Source organism: Reyranella aquatilis (genome assembly GCF_020880995.1).
Lineage (GTDB): Bacteria > Pseudomonadota > Alphaproteobacteria > Reyranellales > Reyranellaceae > Reyranella > Reyranella aquatilis.
The window spans coordinates 131,830-149,832 of record NZ_JAJISD010000012.1 but is presented as its reverse complement, the minus strand read 5'-3'; the positions used below and the strand labels follow the sequence as shown (position 1 = coordinate 149,832).

At 67.1% G+C, this 18,003-nt stretch carries 15 protein-coding genes; 9 read left to right on the top strand and 6 right to left on the bottom strand.

Going from position 1 to position 18,003, the window contains the following annotated elements; all coding sequences use genetic code 11:
• Nucleotides 1-4 precede the first annotated feature (4 nt).
• The 4 genes from modB (at nucleotide 5) to LJ725_RS23950 (ending at nucleotide 4,724) form a co-directional block, all read left to right on the top strand.
• Nucleotides 5-691, top strand: coding sequence for a molybdate ABC transporter permease subunit (gene modB / locus LJ725_RS23965; RefSeq protein WP_230553468.1), 687 nt, complete (start codon nucleotides 5-7; stop codon nucleotides 689-691).
• The gene (gene modC, locus LJ725_RS23960; RefSeq protein ID WP_230553467.1) at nucleotides 688-1,749 is read left to right on the top strand and encodes a molybdenum ABC transporter ATP-binding protein; all 1,062 of its coding nucleotides are present in this window, start codon (nucleotides 688-690) and stop codon (nucleotides 1,747-1,749) included. Before modB ends, modC begins: the two co-directional genes overlap by 4 nt.
• Before the next feature lie 55 nt (nucleotides 1,750-1,804).
• Nucleotides 1,805-3,427 (top strand): FMN-binding glutamate synthase family protein, encoded by a 1,623-nt coding sequence (locus LJ725_RS23955; protein WP_230553466.1) that lies wholly within the window; start codon nucleotides 1,805-1,807, stop codon nucleotides 3,425-3,427.
• 67 nt (nucleotides 3,428-3,494) lie between these two features.
• Nucleotides 3,495-4,724: an aminotransferase-like domain-containing protein gene (locus LJ725_RS23950; RefSeq protein WP_230553465.1), complete on the top strand. Its 1,230-nt coding sequence runs from the start codon at nucleotides 3,495-3,497 to the stop codon at nucleotides 4,722-4,724.
• 154 nt (nucleotides 4,725-4,878) lie between these two features.
• Here the strand turns inward: LJ725_RS23950 and LJ725_RS23945 are convergent, their stop codons facing one another.
• From LJ725_RS23945 to LJ725_RS23930, 4 genes are all read right to left on the bottom strand, one after another.
• Complete coding sequence (locus tag LJ725_RS23945; RefSeq protein ID WP_230553464.1) at nucleotides 4,879-5,298, bottom strand: VOC family protein; 420 nt, start codon at nucleotides 5,296-5,298, stop codon at nucleotides 4,879-4,881.
• Nucleotides 5,299-5,311: 13 nt separating this feature from the next.
• Entirely contained in the window at nucleotides 5,312-5,938 is a 627-nt protein-coding gene (locus LJ725_RS23940) for a YceI family protein (protein WP_230553463.1), read from the bottom strand.
• A gap of 25 nt (nucleotides 5,939-5,963) precedes the next feature.
• Entirely contained in the window at nucleotides 5,964-6,500 is a 537-nt protein-coding gene (locus tag LJ725_RS23935; protein WP_230553462.1) for an SRPBCC family protein, read from the bottom strand.
• A gap of 96 nt (nucleotides 6,501-6,596) precedes the next feature.
• Complete coding sequence (locus tag LJ725_RS23930) at nucleotides 6,597-8,204, bottom strand: flavin-containing monooxygenase (protein WP_230553461.1); 1,608 nt, start codon at nucleotides 8,202-8,204, stop codon at nucleotides 6,597-6,599.
• A gap of 112 nt (nucleotides 8,205-8,316) precedes the next feature.
• Here LJ725_RS23930 and LJ725_RS23925 point away from each other — a divergent pair, with 112 nt between their 5' ends.
• The 5 genes from LJ725_RS23925 (at nucleotide 8,317) to LJ725_RS23905 (ending at nucleotide 17,009) form a co-directional block, all read left to right on the top strand.
• A complete protein-coding gene (locus tag LJ725_RS23925) occupies nucleotides 8,317-9,630 on the top strand; it encodes an NAD(P)/FAD-dependent oxidoreductase (protein ID WP_230553460.1) in 1,314 nt (437 codons plus the stop codon).
• Nucleotides 9,627-11,927, top strand: coding sequence for a xanthine dehydrogenase family protein molybdopterin-binding subunit (locus tag LJ725_RS23920; RefSeq protein WP_230553459.1), 2,301 nt, complete (start codon nucleotides 9,627-9,629; stop codon nucleotides 11,925-11,927). The genes LJ725_RS23925 and LJ725_RS23920 overlap by 4 nt, the downstream gene beginning before the upstream one ends.
• Nucleotides 11,924-12,517, top strand: a complete 594-nt coding sequence (locus LJ725_RS23915; RefSeq protein ID WP_230553458.1) for a DUF938 domain-containing protein — start codon at nucleotides 11,924-11,926, stop codon at nucleotides 12,515-12,517. The genes LJ725_RS23920 and LJ725_RS23915 overlap by 4 nt, the downstream gene beginning before the upstream one ends.
• A 144-nt stretch (nucleotides 12,518-12,661) precedes the next feature.
• Nucleotides 12,662-13,807, top strand: coding sequence for an efflux RND transporter periplasmic adaptor subunit (locus LJ725_RS23910; protein ID WP_230553457.1), 1,146 nt, complete (start codon nucleotides 12,662-12,664; stop codon nucleotides 13,805-13,807).
• Between the two features lie 19 nt (nucleotides 13,808-13,826).
• Entirely contained in the window at nucleotides 13,827-17,009 is a 3,183-nt protein-coding gene (locus LJ725_RS23905) for an efflux RND transporter permease subunit (RefSeq protein WP_230553456.1), read from the top strand.
• Nucleotides 17,010-17,031: 22 nt separating this feature from the next.
• Here LJ725_RS23905 and LJ725_RS23900 read toward each other — a convergent pair whose 3' ends face one another.
• On the bottom strand, nucleotides 17,032-17,526 hold the full coding sequence (locus LJ725_RS23900; RefSeq protein ID WP_230553455.1) for a pyridoxamine 5'-phosphate oxidase family protein: 495 nt from the start codon (nucleotides 17,524-17,526) through the stop codon (nucleotides 17,032-17,034).
• 77 nt (nucleotides 17,527-17,603) lie between these two features.
• Complete coding sequence (locus LJ725_RS23895; protein WP_230553454.1) at nucleotides 17,604-17,972, bottom strand: response regulator; 369 nt, start codon at nucleotides 17,970-17,972, stop codon at nucleotides 17,604-17,606.
• Nucleotides 17,973-18,003 lie beyond the last annotated feature (31 nt).

Below are 18,003 nucleotides of genomic sequence, written 5' to 3'. Positions count from 1 at the left end.
GGATATGACCGCGGAAGAATGGACGGCCGTACGGCTGAGCCTCCTGATCGCCACGACTGCGACGCTGTTCAGCCTGCCGCTGGGCATCGCCATCGCCTGGCTGCTGGCGCGCGGGCGTTTCTGGGGCAAGAGCCTGCTCGACACGCTGGTTCACCTGCCGCTGATCCTGCCGCCGGTCGTGACCGGCTACCTGCTGCTCCTCTCGTTCGGCCGTCGCGGCCCGATCGGCGGCTTTCTCGCGGAGGAGTTCGGCATCGTCTTCTCCTTCCGCTGGACCGGTGCGGCACTCGCCTGCGCCATCATGGGTTTCCCGCTGATGGTCCGCGCCATCCGCCTCTCCATCGAGGCCGTGGACCAGCGGCTGGAGGCGGCGGCCGGCACGCTCGGCGCCAATCCGCTCTGGGTGTTCGCGACCGTCACCCTGCCTCTTTGCCTGCCGGGGATCATCGCTGGCGCAATCCTGGCCTTCGCCAAGTCGATGGGTGAATTCGGCGCCACCATCACCTTCGTGTCCAACATCCCCGGCGAGACCCAGACCCTGCCCTCGCTGATCTACACGCTGACGCAGGTCCCCGGGGGCGACGCCGCCGCGATGCGCCTCACGCTCGTGTCGATCGCCATATCCATGCTCGCGCTGCTCGGATCAGAACTCCTGGCCAAGCGCATCGCCACGCGGCGGCAGACGGCATGAGCCTCGACGTCGACGTCGACCACAGGCGCGGCAGCTTCCACCTCGAGGCGCGCTTCACCGCGGCGCCCGGGCTGACGGCATTGTTCGGCCGCTCGGGCTCGGGCAAGACCAGCCTGGTCAACATCGTCGGCGGCCTGATCCGGCCCGACCGGGGACGCATCGCCGTCGACGGGCAGGTCCTCGTCGATACCGAGCGCGGCCTCTTCGTCCCCGCGCATCGACGGCGCATTGGCTACGTCTTCCAGGACAGCCGGCTGTTTCCGCATCTCAGCGTACGCCGAAATCTTCTCTATGGGCGCTGGTTCGCGCGCGGCGGTGGCGGGGCAAAGGCCGATCTCGGCACCGTGGTCGACCTGCTGGGCATCGGTCATCTGCTCGAGCGCCATCCGGACTCCCTCTCGGGCGGCGAGAAGCAGCGCGTCGCCATCGGCCGCGCCCTGCTTGCGAAACCGAGGCTGCTCCTGATGGACGAGCCGCTCGCCTCGCTGGACGAAGCGCGGCGTGCCGAGATCCTTCCCTATATCGAGCGGCTGCGCGACGAGGCGGGCGTGCCGATCCTGTATGTCAGCCATTCGGTCGCCGAGGTGGCGCGGCTCGCCACGACCGTGGTTGTCCTGGCGGACGGCAAGGTGAGCGCAGTGGGGCCCGTCCAGGACATCCTGCCGCTCGCCGACGCGACCGACGGCGGCGCCGTGCTCGATGCGACGGTGAGCTGCCACGACGAGGCTTTCCAGCTCTCCATCCTGCAGAGCCTCGCGGGCGAACTGCAGGTCCCCCGCCTTCCCGTCCCGGTCGGCGCGCCGGTCCGCGCCTATATCCGGGCCCGCGACGTGATGCTCAGCCTGCAGCCGCCCACGGACATCAGCGCCCTCAACGTGCTGGCCGGCACGATTGCCGGGATCTCCCCGGCCGGAAGCGCGCAGGCCGATATCCGCCTCGACTGCAACGGCGCCACGCTGATGGCCCGCGTCACGGCCAAGTCGGTCGACCGGCTGGGGCTGGCCGCCGGCCGGCCGGTCTATGCCGTCGTCAAGAGCGTGTCATTCGAACGCGGTTAAGTGCGCTACAGTGCGGGCGGGCGCGTGACCCGCAATGAAGCCTCGAGGAAGCGAAATGAAATCGATGCCGCTGCCGCTGACGCCGCGATTCATCACTTGGACGCTGGCGACGTTCTTCGCCGTGCTGCTGGGCATGGCGTGGGCCATGGACCCCCGCTCCTGGTGGATCGGCGTCGGCTTCGCGATCGCCCTGTTCCTGACCCTCGTCGGCTTCTACGACTACTACCAGACCCGGCACGCAGTGCTGCGCAACTATCCGATCGCCGCCCACCTGCGCTTCATCTTCGAGGCGATCCGGCCCGAGATGCGCCAGTACTTCTTCGAAGGCGAAAAGGACGGCATGCCCTTCCCGCGCGACCGCCGCGCCATCGTCTACCAACGCGCAAAGTCGATGCTCGACGTCCGCCCCTTCGGCACCAACTACGACGTCTACGCCGAGGGCTACGAATGGATGACGCACTCGATCTCGCCGACGCCCGTCAGCAAGGAACCGTTCCGCATCACCATCGGCGGCCCCGAGTGCACGCAGCCCTACTCCGCCTCGATCTTCAACATCTCGGCCATGAGCTTCGGAGCGCTGAGCGCCAACGCCATCCGCGCCCTGAACGGCGGCGCCAAGCTCGGCGGCTTCGCGCACGACACCGGCGAGGGCGGCTACAGCCCCTATCACCGCGAGGGCGGCGGCGACATCATCTGGGAGATCGGTTCCGGCTATTTCGGCGCCCGCAACGCCGACGGCACCTTCTCGGCCGAGAAGTTCGCCGCGGGTGCCGCCAACCCGCAGGTCAAGATGGTCGAGCTGAAGCTCAGCCAGGGCGCCAAGCCCGGCCATGGCGGCGTGCTGCCGGCCCCCAAGGTCAGCGAGGAGATCGCGCTGACGCGCGGCGTGCCGGTCGGCGAGGATTGCATCTCGCCCTCGCATCACACCGCCTTCTCGACGCCGATCGAGATGATGAAGTTCATCGCCGAGATGCGCCGCCTGTCGGGCGGCAAGCCGGCCGGCTTCAAGCTCTGCGTCGGCCACGAATGGGAGTTCATGGCGATCTGCAAGGCGATGGTCGAGACCGGCATCTATCCCGACTTCATCGTCGTCGACGGCAAGGAGGGCGGCACCGGTGCGGCGCCGATGGAATTCCTCGACCATATCGGCAAGCCGATGCGGCAGGGCCTTCACATCGTGCACAACGCCATGGTCGGGATCGGCGCCCGGCACCGGGTCAAGATCGGCGTGGCCGGGAAGATCATCACGGCGTTCGACATCATCCGCGCGATGGCGCTGGGCGCGGACTGGTGCAACTCCGCGCGCGGCTTCATGTTCGCCGTGGGCTGCATCCAGTCGCAGTCCTGCCACACCGACCGCTGCCCCACGGGAGTCGCCACCCAGGATCCGACGCGCCAGCGCGCACTGGTCGTGCCCGACAAGATGGAGCGGGTGGCGAACTTCCACCGGGCCACGCTGCGCGAGCTGGCCGAGATGACGGCCGCCGCCGGCCTCGACCATCCGACCGACTTCAAGCCGACCCACATCTCCCGGCGCGTCTCGGCCAGCGAGGTCAAGACCTTCGCCGACCTGTTCCCGGCGCTCGCGGAGGGTGAGCTGATCTCGGGCACCAGCGACCCGCGCTGGCGCAAGGCCTGGGACATGGCGCACGCCAATTCGTTCCGCGCGACGGCCTGATCGGAGCAAATCTGTTGCGAATTCCCTTTGGTTGGCCCAGCAATTGGTCAACCAAGAGGAAACGACCATGACTGCTCCATTCGATTTCGCGCCCCTGCTGGCGCCCGGCACGCCCGCTCCCGCAGCCAAGTGGAACGGCTTCCCGAAGTACAATTTCATCGGCGGTCACAACGACGCCAAGAACGTGCCCGTCCAGGCGCTGATCGACGCCGCTACGGCGGTCCTGACGCGCGAGGGCGCGACGCTCGCGACCTATGGGCTGAACAGCGGCCCGCTGGGCTACAAGCCGCTGCGCGAATTCCTCGCGGCCAAGCTCAAGGATCATGCCGGCATCGAGTGTGCGTCGGACGAGATCCTGATCACCTCGGGCTCGATGCAGGGACTCGACCTGATCAACAGCCTGCTGGTGACCAAGGGCGATACCGTCATCATCGAGCAGGAGACCTACGGCGGCGCCCTCACCAAGCTGAACAAGATCGGCGCCAACGTGGTCGGCATCCCGCTCGACCAGGAAGGGCTGCGCCTCGACGTGCTGAAGCAGAAGCTCGAGGAGCTGAAGCAGAAGGGCATCAAGCCCAAGTACATCTACACGATCCCGACGGTGCAGAACCCGACCGGCGCCATCATGGGCGAGGCCCGCCGCGCCGAACTGCTGAAGATCGCCGCCGAGTACGGCGTCATGATCTTCGAGGACGAGTGCTACTCCGACCTGATCTGGAGCGGCAAGCGTCCGCCCTCGCTCTATGCCATGGCCAAGGGTGAAGGCGTCATCTTCATCGGCTCCTTCTCCAAGTCGATCGCGCCGGCGCTGCGGGTCGGCTACATCGTCGCCAAGTGGGAGATCCTCGGCCGCATCCTCGGCCTCAAGCAGGACGCGGGCTCCGGCGCGCTCGAGCAGATGGTGCTGGCCGAGTTCTGCACGCAGCACTTCGCGAGCCACGTCCCGAAGCTCAACAAAACCCTGTCGGCCAAGCTGCAGACCCTGCGGGAAGCGCTGGCCGAGCATTTCGGCACCGATGCCGAGTTCGGCGACCCCGAGGGCGGCATCTATCTCTGGATCAAGCTGCCCGACCAGGTCGACACGACGAAACTGGCGCAGGCAGCGCTGGCCGCCGGCGTGTCGCTCAATCCCGGCCAGGAATGGTCGACCAACAAGGAATACGCCCGCTCGCGCCTCAGGCTCTGCTTCGCCAATCCCGAGCCGGAGACGATTCGCAAGGGCGTCGAGGTGCTGGCCGACGTCTGCCGCCGCGAGTTCGGCGTCCCTCTGCGCTCGGCCAACGTCGAGAAGAAGTAGGTCGCCACCCGCGTTCTTTCTCCTCCCCCGTCATACGGGGGAGGCCGGGAGGGGGTAAGCAACCAGCGCGTTTGTCGCCGGAAGAGTTCAGGCCGCAGCCCCCCGCCCTTCGTGCACCTCCCCCGAGTGACGGGAGAGGCACGCTACGGCGCACCTACATCTCCTGTGGCACCATCACCATCCAGGAGACGCCGAACTTGTCGGCGACGCAGCCGAAGCGCGGCGAGAAGAACGTCTTGCCGATCGGCATCTGGATCTGGCCGTCCCTCGCCAGTGCCTCGAAGACCCGGTCGGCCTCCGCTTCGGTCGCGACATCGAGCGCAAGCGAAAAGCCCTGGAAGTTGGTCTTGCCATCGCTGCCCATGCCATCGGAGCACATGATCATCGCATCACCGATCCGCAGGCTGGCATGCATGACGGATTCGGGATTGATCTTCATGTGCTCCATCACGCCGGCGTCGGGATTCTCCCTGAAGCGCATCATCATCTCGATCGTGGCGCCAAGGCGTTCCTTGTAGAACGCCAGCGCCTCCTCGCAACGGCCGTTGAAAAACAGATACGGCTGGACCGCCATGTCATCCTCCCGGTTACTGGTTCCTCTCGAACTCGGTATCGATCTGGATCTGGATGGGATCCGTGAAGAGCGCCGGCAGCCCGTAGTCCTGCGGGCTGATCGTGGCCACCGCATGCACGCCGATCCGCGGTTTGCCCCCGAAGCCCTTGCCCGCACCGCCCAGCTCGACGTCGAAGGTGACCGGCCGGGTCTTGCCCATGAGCGTGAACTGCCCCTCGACCCGGCCGCGCGTCCTGTCGACCGGCTTGAACGACGTCGAGACGAAGGTGGCTTCGGGGAAGGTCTTGGACTTCAGGAAGTTCTCGCCGGCCAGTTCCTCGGCGAAGCCCTTCACGTTGGTCGTGATCGAGGCCGCCTCGACCGAGGCCGAGAGCTTCGACGTCTCGATTGCAGCGGGATCCCAGGTGAGCGAGCCCCTGGCCCGGTCGAAGCGGAACACGCTCTGCGAATAGCCGATATGGGAGACCCGGACGATCACGGCGGTATGCTGTTCGTCGAGCGTATAGGCGCCGGCGCTTGCCAGGGCGACGTCGCGCTCAGCAGCGAAGACTCCCGGCGGCAGGGCTGCCGGCGTCTGGGACTGCGCGGCCACCGGACCCAAAGCGAGAACAACGGCAAGCGCGCGGATGGTGCGGATCATGGGATCCTCCTCGACAAGTGTGTGTTCACTTCTCGACGACGGTCTTCAGCTTCGCGAGGCCTGCGGCAAAATCCCGGCCGATCATGTCGTCCATGTCCATGAAGGTGCCGATCAGCTTGGTCATGAAGGTGCTGGGACCGTACATCGCCCAGGTGACAATCGTCTGACCGCCCTTCGGTTCCACGATGAGTTCGGCGGTGTTGTGACCTTCGAAGGGCTTCAGGAAATCGAGCTTGATCACGACCCTGTTCGGCGGCTTCGAATCGACGATCTCCATGCGGCCCTTGCCGACCTGGTCGTTGCCGTCCCACTCGTAGACCGCGCCCTTGCCGCTCTCCGCCCCGCTGTAGGTGCGCTTCATCTGCGGGTCGCGCCCCTCGTACGGCGACCACTCGGTCCAGCGCTTCAACCCCTCGATATAGGGAAAGATCTTCTCCGCCGGCGCGTTCATCGCCATCGACCGCTCGACCCGGAACGAATCGGGCTTGGTCGCGGCGTAAATCAGGATCGCAGCAACCGCCAGGACGACCAGGGCACCGACGAGGGCCAGTATTCTGCGCATGCCAGCCTCGCATCGCTCAATTAATTAACCAATAGGTTAAAATTAGAGCGATGGAGAGACGGGCGTCAACCGCGCTTTCGTGCAGTCGGGCGCCGCTCAGGCGAGGGCGAAGCCCTCGTATCCGTTGGCCACCACTTTCTCGCAGGCCTGGATGTAGGCCGGCAGTCCGCCGATATAGGGCATGAACACGCGCGGCTTGCCGGGAATGTTGGCGCCCACGTACCAGGAGCTGCAGGTCGAGCGCAGCGTGATGTTCGACACGTCGCCGACATGGCCGACCCACGCTTCCTGCGCCTGCGGCTCGGCCTCGATCACCGTCTTGCCCTTGCGGCGCAAAGCCTCGAGGCAATCGGCGATGAAGTCGACATGCTGCTCGATCGAGGGGAGCATGTTGGTCAGCACCGAGGGGCTGCCGGGCCCGGTGATCATGAACAGGTTGGGGAAGCCCACGACAGTGAGGCCGAGATAGGTCTTTGGCCCCTCGTTCCATCGCTCCTTCAGGGAGACGCCGCCGCGACCGCGGAAGTCGACCTTCAGCAGCGCGCCGGTCATGGCGTCGAAGCCGGTCGCCAGCACGAGACAGTCGAACGTGTAGTCGCGGCCCTTGGCGCGCAGGCCATTGGCGGTGATGCGCTCGATCGGTTCGTCGCTGATGTCGACCAGCGTCACGTTCGGCCGGTTGAAGGTCGCCCAGTAGCCGGTATCGACGCAGAGGCGCTTGCAGCCGATGATGTTCTTCGGCACCAGTGCCGCCGCGGTCTCCGGATCCTTCACCACCTCGCCGATCTTGGCGCGCACGAAGTCGGCCGCGAACTTGTTCGAATCGTCGTTCAGCAGCAGATCCGAGAACGAGGCCATGAAGCCCAGCCCGCCATAGTCCCAGCGCTCCTGGAACTGGCGGTTGCGCTCCTCCTCCGGCGTTTCGACGGCCGAGGCGGGATTGATGGTGAAGTCGATGCCGGCCGGCTTGGTCTTGGCGCGCCGGCGCATCTCCGGATAGTTCGCCTTCACCTGCCGCACATAATCGGGATCGAGCGGCCTGTTGTGCGCCGGCACCGTGTAGTTGGCGGTGCGCTGGAAGACGGTGAGGTGCTTGGCCTGCTCGGCGATCACGGGGATGGACTGGATCGCCGACGAGCCGGTGCCGATCACGCCCACCGTCTTGCCGGTGAAGTCGACTCCCTCATGCGGCCAGTTGCCGGTGTGATAGGTCGGCCCCTTGAACTCCTCGAGGCCCGGGATCTTCGGCGTGTTGGGCGACGACAGGCAGCCCATGGCGGTGATGACGAACCGCGCGGTGACGCTTCCCGCCGTGCCGGAGGCGCCGGTCCGCTCGGTCTCGACCTTCCAGATGCTGGCGGCCTCGTCGAACGTTGCCCGGGCGACGCGCGTCTCGAAGCGCATGTCGCGGCGCAGGTCGAAGCGGTCGGCGACATGGTTTGCGTAGCGCAGCAGCTCGGGCTGGGTGGCGTAGCGCTCCGACCATTCCCATTCCTGCTCCAGCTCGGACGAGAACTGGTAGGAATACTGGACGCTCTCGACGTCACAGCGCGCACCGGGATAGCGGTTCCAGTACCAGGTGCCGCCGACGCCCTTGCCGGCCTCGAACACGCGCGCCGTAAAACCCTTCTGACGAAGGCGGTGCAGCATGTACATGCCGCCGAACCCAGCGCCGATGATCACCGCATCGAAATCGATCGACATGCGTCCTCCAGGATTGCGAAAGCCGGTGGAAAGTCCTTGGCAAAATTTGTGCGGGACAGGGCGTGACCTTGCAAGCCTCCCTGTGGCACCTCTTCTCGCGGAGAAGAATGGAATGGCCGAGAACGACTATCCGGCAAGCTGGTATGCCGCCACGCGAGACGAGAGCCGCGCTCGGACGCCCCTGACCGCACGGGAGGAGGCCGATGTCGCAGTCGTGGGGGGCGGCTTCGCGGGCCTGCACGCGGCGCGACTGCTGGCGCGACAGGGCAAGCACGTGGTGGTGCTGGAACGCCGGCGCATCGGCTGGGGCGCGTCGGGTCGCAACGGGGGTTTCGTCGGCGCGGGCTACGCTCAAAGATCCGGCGCGCTGATCGACCGGCTGGGCCTCGACCATGCGCGCAGGCTCTATGCCCAGTCGCAGCGCGGCGTGGCGATCGTGCGCGAAGCCATCGTCGAGCTCGGCCGTCCCGACATCCTGATGGGCAGCGGCAAGCTCAGCGTCTCGCGCACCGACCAGGGCGCAGGCTTCGCCGACCGAACGCGCACGCTGGCCGGGCAGCTCGGCGCCACGTTCGAGCCCTGGCCGGCGGTGCGCGTGCGCGAGGTCCTCGACACGAGGCGCTACCATCAGGCGATCCACGATCCGACGTCGTTCCACATCCATCCGCTGAACTTCGCGCTGGCACTGGCCGCCGACATCGAGCGGAACGGCGGGCGGATCTACGAGAGCACCGAGGCGCTGGAATCGACGCGCGACGGCACGGGCTGGCGACTGCGCACGCCGAACGGCAGTATAAGAGCGCAGCATGTCGTGCTGGCCGGCAATGCCGATCTCGGTGCGGTGCAGCCGCGAATCGCACGCGCGGTGCTTCCCGTTGCGACCTACGTGGCCGTCACCGAGAAACTCGGCACGCGCCTCGGCGAAGCGATCCGCTGGGCGGGCGCCATCTCCGACACGCGGCGCGCCGGCGACTACTACCGCGTCGTCGATGGCGACCGCCTTCTGTGGGGCGGACGAATCACAACCGACACCAACGAACCGCCGCGTCTTCGCGAGATGATGCGCGGCGACATCCTCTCGGTCTACCCGCAGCTCGGCGAGGTTCGCATCGCCTACGCCTGGCCCGGCATCATGGGCTATGCGCCGCACAAGATGCCCCAGGTCGGCGAGATCGAGCCGGGCCTCTGGGTCTGCTCGGCGTTCGGCGGGCACGGGCTCGCGCAGACGGCAGCCGGCGCGGACGCCGTGGCGTCAGGCATCCTGGGCGACCCGGCGCGCTGGCAGCTGTTCGTACCGTTCGGCACCGGCTGGGCCGGCGGGCCGGCCGGACGCGCGGCAACGCAGCTTGCCTACTGGGGTCTGCAGGTGCGTGACTGGTGGGACGAGAAGCGTCAGGCACAGAACGCGGAGACGTTGCGGACATGACGATCGAACGGATGGGAGAGTCACCGCGACGCCGCGAGGATGCGCGGTTCGTCACCGGCCAGGGTGCCTATCTCGACGATCTGAAATTCGACGACGTTGCGCAGGCCGTCGTGCTGCGCTCGCCGCACGCTCATGCAATCGTCAAGGCGATCGACACCCGGGCGGCCCGCGGCATGCCCGGCGTGCTGGCCGTGCTGACGGCCATCGAGGCCGAGGCCGATGGGCTGAAGCCGCTGCGGCCCTATGCCGAGGCCAACATCCAGACCGGCGAGCCCTTCGCCTTCGCAGCCCAGCCGCTGCTCGCCTCGGGCAAAGTGCGCTATGCCGGCGAGCCGGTGGCCCTGATCGTCGCCGAAACGATCGCTCAGGCGCTCGATGCCGCGGAGCGGGTCGTCGTCGACTATGAGCCGTTGCCGGCCGTCGTCTCGGCAAGGGAGGCCCGCGCGGAAGGCGCGCCGCAGCTCGCCGACGAGATTCCGAACAACACCTGCCTCGACTGGCACACCGGCGACACCGAAGGCGCCCACGCCGCCTTTGCGGCCGCGGCGCATGTCGTCTCGCTCGAGCTCGACAATCATCGCATCGTGATGAACCCGATGGAGCCGCGCGGCGGCGTCGGCACCTTCGACCCGGGGACCGGCCGCTACACGCTGCACGTCTCCAGCCAGAACATCCACATCAACCGCAACTTCGTGGCGCGCTCGCTCGGCGTCGAGCCGAAGGACGTGCGCTTCAGGGCGCACGATGTCGGCGGCGGATTCGGCGCCAAGAACTTCGCCTATGTCGAGCACGCGCTGGTCCTCTGGGCGGCGCGCAAGGTCGGCCGGCCGGTGAAGTGGATCGCGAGCCGGAGCGAGGTGTTCCTGTCGGACCACGCCGCGCGCGACATGCAGGCCGAGGCTTCGCTGGCGCTCGACGGCGAGGGCAGGTTCCTGGCGCTGCGCATCGCCAGCATCGCCAACCTCGGTGCCTACATGGCCGGCGCCGGCGGCGGCGTGCAGACCTTCCAGTACATCCATCTGCAGGGTTCGGTGTACCGCATCCCCTCGATCGCGCTGCATGTCGTGGCCGTCGTTACCAACACCGCGCCGATCGGCGTGACGCGGGGACCGGGCTTCGCCGAGGCAATCAACATCGTCGAGCGGCTGATCGATGCGGCCGCGCGCCAGACCGGTTTCGACCGCACCGCACTCAGGCGGCGCAACATGGTGCCGCCCGAGGCGATGCCCATGACCAACGCCTTCGGTTTCCAGGTCGACAGCGGCCACTTCGCCGAATCGCTCGACAAGGCCCTGCTCCGCGCCGACTGGACGGGCTTCGAGGCGCGCCGGCAGGAGAGCGAACGCGGCGGTCGCCTGCGCGGGCGGGGCGTCGCCTATCACATCAAGGCGACCGGCGGCCCGCCCGACGAGAATGTCGACGTGCGCTTCGAGGCCGACGGCACGATCTCGCTGATCACCGGCACGCAGCATATCGGCCAGGGTCACGAGACGACCTTCCCGCAGATCCTCAGCACCCGGCTGGGCATACCGAACGAACGCATCCGCCTGGTTCAGGGCGACACCGACGCGATCCCGTTCGGCGGCGGCCACGGCAGCTCTCGCGCCACCTATATGGGCGGCACCGCCATCTGGCGGGCCTCCGACGAGATCGTCGCCAAGGGCACGGTGCTGGCCGCCGAGGCGCTGGAAGCCGCGGAGGCCGACATCCGCTTCGAGGAAGGGCGCTTTGTGGTTTCCGGTACCGACCGCGCCATCGGCCTGATCGAGGTCGCCGCGCTCGGCCGCGAGAAAGGCAAGCCGCTTGACACGTTCCACGCCTGGAAGCGCGAGCACATGACCTTTCCCAACGGCGCGCACGTGGTCGAGGTCGAGATCGATCGCGACACCGGCCGCGTCGATCTCGCGCGCTACACCGCCGTCGACGACTACGGCGTGCTGGTCAATCCGATGATCGCCACCGGCCAGGCGCACGGCGCCATGGCGCAGGGCGCGGGCCAGGCGCTGCTGGAGCATGCGACCTACGACGGCACGTCGGGCCAGATGGTGGCCGGCTCCTTCATGGACTATGCACTGCCGCGCGCCGACGACCTGCCGTCCTTCGACCTCGGCTTCAATCCCACCCGCTGCACGACCAATCCGCTGGGCGTGAAAGGCTGCGGCGAGGCCGGGGCGATCGCGGCCTTCCCGGCCATCGCCAACGCCATCCTTGACGCGCTGGCGCCGCTCGGCGTGAAAGGCTTCGATGGCCCGGCAACGCCCGCCCGGATCTGGCAGGCCCTCCAGGAGGCACGATGAGACGCGAAGCACCGGCGGCGGCCCGCAACCGGCAACCGATCCTGGAAGTCCTTCAGCCGCGCCTCCCGACCGAGGGACTCGTGCTCGAGATCGCCAGCGGCACCGGCGAGCACGTGGTGCACTATGCCGCGGCCCGGCCCGGCCTCGTCTTCCAGCCCAGCGACCCCGATGCCGATGCCCGCGCCAGCATCGACGACTGGGTGCGGACCCTCGGCCTCGCCAACGTGCGGCAGGCTCTGGAGATCGACGTCACCCGGCCGGTCTGGCCGGTCGAACGGGCCGACGCGGTCCTGTGCTGCAACATGATCCACATCGCGCCTTGGGATGCCGCGATCGGACTGGTCGAGGGCGCGGCGCGGCTGTTGCCGACCGGAGGCCTGCTCTTCACCTACGGTCCCTATCGCCGGGAGGGCCGCCATACTGCACCCAGCAACGAAGCTTTCGATGCCGATCTCCGGCGGCGCAATCCCGCATGGGGTGTGCGGGACCTGGAAGCGGTCGTCGACCTCGCCGGCAAGGCGGGCTTTTCGCCTCCCGAGATCGTCGAAATGCCCGCCAACAATCTGTCGCTGCTCTTCAAGCGGCTGTGACCCCGCTGGGCGGTGGCAATCGCGCATGGGATGCGCTAACGCTGGGCCGGCCTCGCGGGGAGCATCGTCGGAAACATGTCGAATCGTAACGATGAAGCCGTAGTTTTTGCAGTCACGAGACCGCTTCGGGCACTGGCGCCTGTCATGGCCGCCGTCGCGCTGGCCGCGCTGCTCGCCGGCTGCAAGCCCGAGAACAAGTTCCAGCCCCCGCCGCCCGCCGAAGTCAGCGTCGCCGTTCCGGTCAAGCAGGAGGTGGCGCCGTTCGAGGTGCTGACCGGCAACACCGTCGCCTTCGCGACCGTCGATCTCGTCGCCCGCGTCGAGGGCTTCCTGACCTCGCAGAACTACGTCGACGGTTCGGAGGCGAAGAAGGGCCAGCAACTCTTCGGCATCGAGCAGACGATGTACAAGGCCAAGGTCAAGGAGGCCGAGGCCCAGCTCGACGGCAACAAGGCCCTGCTGGTCCAGGCCGAAGCCGAGTTCACGCGCCAGGAAACCCTGCTCCGCCAGAACGTCTCCGCCCAGGCCACCTACGACACCGCCAAGGCCAAGCGCGACAATGCGCGGGCCAATGTCGAGAATGCCGAGGGCAATCTCACGGTCGCCCAGACCAATCTCAGCTACACCACGGTAAACGCCCCGTTCGACGGCATCGTCAGCAAGCACTTGGTCTCGGTCGGCGAGCTGGTCGGCGCCACGAACGCCACCAAACTGGCGACGATCGTCCAGCTCGACCCGATGTACGTCACGTTCAACATGAGTGAGCAGGACGTGCTGGAGATCCGCCGCAACCTGAAGGATCGCCGGCTCGACGTCGAGGAACTGAGCAAGATTCCCCTCGAGATCGGCCTGATGAACGAGGAAGGTTTCCCTCACAAGGGCTTCCTGAACTACGTCTCGCCCGAGCTCGATGCCACGACCGGCACGATCCTCGTGCGCGGACTGTTCAGCAATCCGACCCGTGCCCTGATCCCCGGCTTCTTCGTGCGCGTGAAGGTGCCGAAGGGCCTCGGGCCGACGCCCTCGCTGCTGGTCCCCAACCGGGCGATCTCCGAGGACCAGGCCGGCAAGTACCTGCTGACGGTCGGCAAGGACAATGTCGTCACCCAGACCCGCATCACGACGGGCCAGCTCCTTGCGAACGGGCTGCGTGTCATCTCGACGGGACTGAAGGAAGACGACCAGGTGGTGCTCAACCTCAACGGCGCCGCGATCCCCGGCGCCAAGGTGGTTCCCAAACTGACGACCATCCCCGTCACGACCGACGGCACTCCCGCCGCACCCAAGTGAACGGCCGGGAAACGCCGCCATGATCTCCGCGTTCTTCATCAACCGGCCGGTCCTGGCCAACGTCCTCGCCATCATCATCGTGCTGATCGGCGGCGTCGCCCTGGTGACCCTGCCGGTCGCCCAATATCCCAACGTCGTGCCGCCCACGGTCCAGGTCACCACGACCTACCCGGGTGCCAGCGCCGCGGTCGTCGTCAACGATGTCGCCCTGCCCGTCGAGCTGCAGGTCAACGGCGTCGAGAAGATGATCTACATGCAGTCCTACAGCACGGACGCAGGAACCTACACGCTCACGGTGACGTTCGAGATCGGCACCGATCTCGATTTCGCGCAGGTGCTGGTACAGAACAAGGTCAGCGCCGCGCTCGCCTCCCTGCCCATGCCCGTGCAGGCGCAAGGCCTCATCGTCGAGAAGAAGTCGACCTCGATCCTGCAGATCGTGTCGCTGACCTCGCCAGACCAGCGCTACGACAGCCTCTATCTCAGCAACTATGCGACCATCAACCTGGTCAACGAGCTGTCGCGCCTGCCGGGCGTCGGCAACGTCAACGTGCTGGGCGTCGGCCAGTATTCGATGCGCGTCTGGCTCGATCCGCAGAAGCTCTACACGTTCGGCCTCACGCCGGCGGACGTCAGCCGGGTCATCCAGCAGCAGAGCCAGGACGTGACGGCGGGCCAGGTCGGCCAGCCGCCGGCCCCCAAGGGGCTCGATTTCCAGTACACGATCGACGTCGTCGGCCGCCTCAGCACGCCCGAGGAGTTCGGCAACATCATCGTCAAGGCCGACCAGGGCAACGGCGGCAAGATCGTGCGGGTGCGCGACATCGGCCGGGTCGAGCTGGGCGCGCAGACCTATTCCCAGACCTCGCACATCAACGGCAAGCCCAACTCCGGGATCGCGATCTACCAGCTGCCCGACGCCAATGCACTCGACGTGGCCAAGCGGGTAAACGCCAAGATGGCGGAGCTCTCCAAGTCCTTCCCGCCCGGCCTCGCCTACGACGTGCCGTTCGACACCACCCGCTTCGTGAACGCCTCGATCCACGAGGTCTTCATGACCCTGATCGAGGCCGGCATCCTGGTCCTGATCGTGATCGTGATCTTCCTGCAGGACTGGCGCGCGATGCTGGTCCCGGCGACCACGATCCCCGTGACGATCATCGGCGCCTTCGCCGCCATGGCGGCGATGGGATTCACCATCAACACGACGACGATGTTCGGAATCGTGCTGGCGATCGGCATCGTGGTCGACGACGCGATCGTCATCGTCGAGGGCGTCGCCCATCACATCGAACGCGGGATGACCCCGCACGATGCGTCGATCAAGGCGATGGACGAGCTGTTCGGCCCCGTGATCGGCATCACGCTGGTGCTGATGTCGGTGTTCCTGCCGGCCGCCTTCCTGCCCGGCCTGACCGGCCAGATGTTCGCCCAGTTCGCTCTGGTGATTGCGGCCACGGCGCTGATCAGCGCCATCAACGCCGCGACGCTGAAGCCGACCCAGTGCGCCATGTGGCTGCGGCCCGCGACGCCGCCCGAGAAGCGCAACGTCTTCTTCCGCAGCTTCAACAGGGTCTACGGCAAGCTCGAGGACGCCTATGCGGGCCTGGTCGGCGCCATGGTGCGCCACGCCGGCATCATGGTGGTGATCGCGCTGATCGCAGCCGGCATCGGCGGCTGGGGCGTCGCCCGCCTGCCGACCGCGTTCATCCCCAACGAGGACCAGGGCTACGTGTTGATCGGCGTGCAGCTTCCGGACGGCGCCTCGCTGGAGCGGACGTCCGCCACGCTTCGTCAGGTGTCCGAGATCGCCATGGCGGCGCCGGGCGTCGAGAACGTGGTGGCGCTGGGCGGCATGTCGGTTCTCGACACCAATTCGGCGCTGGCCAACGCCGCCGTCTCCTACGTCATCCTGAAGGACTGGGACGTCCGCCTGAAGGCCAAGGACCAGGACCTGCGTTCGATCGTGCTGGGCCTGATGGAGAAGCTCAAGGTCCTGCAGGACGGCAGGGCCTTCGTCATCGTGCCGCCCGCCATCCAGGGCATCGGCAACGCCGGCGGCTTCCAGATGCAGATCGAGCAGAAGGACGGCAGCTTCGACTACGCCAAGCTGCAGGCCGTCACGGACACGATGATCCAGAACGCCAGCACGCAGTCGGCGCTCACCAACCTGGTCACCTCGTTCCGCGCCGGCGCGCCGCACGTACGCGTCGAGATCGATCGCGTGAAGGCCGAGTCGCTGCGCGTGCCGGTCGGGGACGTCTTCTCGACCCTGTCGAGCTACATGGGCTCGTCCTACGTCAACCGCTTCAACAAGTTCGGCCTGAGCCTGCAGGTCTACATCCAGGCCGATTCGCAGTACCGCACGCGGCCGGAGGACATCCTGAGGCTTCAGGTGAAGAACCTCGACGGCCAGATGGTGCCGCTCGGCGCCATCGCCGAACTGAAGCCGGCGCTCGGTCCGCCGCTGATCAGCCTCTACAATCTCTATCCGTCGGCCGCGATCGTCGGTTCGCCAGCTGCGGGCTTCAGCTCGGGCGAAGGCATCCAGCTGATGGACCAGATCGCCAAGGCGATCCTGCCGCCCGGTACCGGCTACGAGTGGACCGCCATGGCCTATCAGGAGAACATCGTCGGCAACCAGCTGATGTATGTGTTCGCGCTGGCCATCCTGCTGGTCTATCTCTGCCTCGCCGGCCAGTACGAGAGCTGGATCGCGCCGCTCGGCGTCATCCTCGCCGTCCCGCTGGCCCTGAGCGGCCCGGCGATCGCGCTCACCTCGGTCGGCCTCGCCAACAACATCTACACCCAGATCGGCCTGATGCTGCTGATCGCGCTGGGCGCCAAGAACGCCATCCTGATCGTCGAAGTGGCGCGCGACCGCCGGGCCGAAGGCATGGAAATCGCCGAGGCCGCGATCGACGCGGCGCGCACCCGCCTCCGTCCTATTCTCATGACCTCGTTCGCCTTCATCCTCGGCGTCGTGCCGCTGGTGACGGCGACCGGCGCCGGGGCCAACTCACGCATCTCGCTCGGCATGTGCGTGATGAGCGGCATGATCGCCTCGACCTGCCTGGCGGTGCTGTTCGTGCCGTCGTTCTTCACCGTGCTGCAGCGCTTCGAGGAGCGGCGCAAGGCGAAGAAGAACAAGGCGAAGCCGACCGCGCCGCCGCCCGAGGGCCTGCCCGCCGCCGGAGATTGATCCGGCGACGGGCGGCCGAGGCTCAGCCTCGCAGGCTCACTTCCGCGACCTTGTCCTTGTAGTCGGACTTCGGATCGACTCCGAGCAGCATCTTGATGCCGGCCAGCACGCTCGACGCATCGAGCCAGATCTCGGCGCGTTCGGCATCGAGCCGCAGCAGGGCGAGCTTGGGATCGCTCTTGCCGCCCTCGAACCAGGCCGCGACGTAGCGGTTCCACAGCCGGTCGATCGTGGCGGGATTGTTATCCAGCGTGAGACCGCCGTGCACGGTGGCGAAGAGATCGTGGCCCTTCGAGGTGAAGGTGGCGATCGCGCGATTGCCTTTGCCGGCCCCGAGCTTCTCGACGATCGCGTTGTCGCGGCTGGTGAAGAACCAGATCGGCCCGCGCTCGCCGTCGAGCTGCGCGGTCATTGGCCGGGCATGTCCGTCCTCGACGCCGTCGAGGCCCAGCATCATCGTCATGTCCGACTTCAGGGCGGACCAGAACTTCTCTTCGATTTCCTTCGGCGTCGGCATCGCTGCGCTCCTTTCACGTTCGGGGATACCGCGCGCCAACGCACGGGAGAGAGCGCCGTTGCAACCGGGCGATCGGGCTATGCCGAAGCGATCAGGCCCGCCAGCACCTTCACGATCTCCTCCGTACGGAACGGCTTGTCGAAGGAGGGGCGGTCACCGTGCCGAAGCGGCATCAGGGCGGTCGACCTGCCGCTGGCGAACACGTAGGGCACCCGAAGCGCCTGCAGCGTGTCGGCGACGGGAAACACCAGCTCGTCCTTGTGCAGGCGAATGTCGAGGATGGCCCCGTCGATCGCGTGATCGGCGATCAGCTTGAAGGCAGCCTGGACGCTGTTGGCCGGACCGACGGGAAGGGCGCCGGCCGAAAGCAGACTCGCCCTGAGGTCCAGCCCGATGGCCGGATCGTTTTCGACGATAAGGATCGTGCGGCCGTCGAGAAGCGCCAAGAACCGTACTCCAGTCAGCGCAGCAGGAACG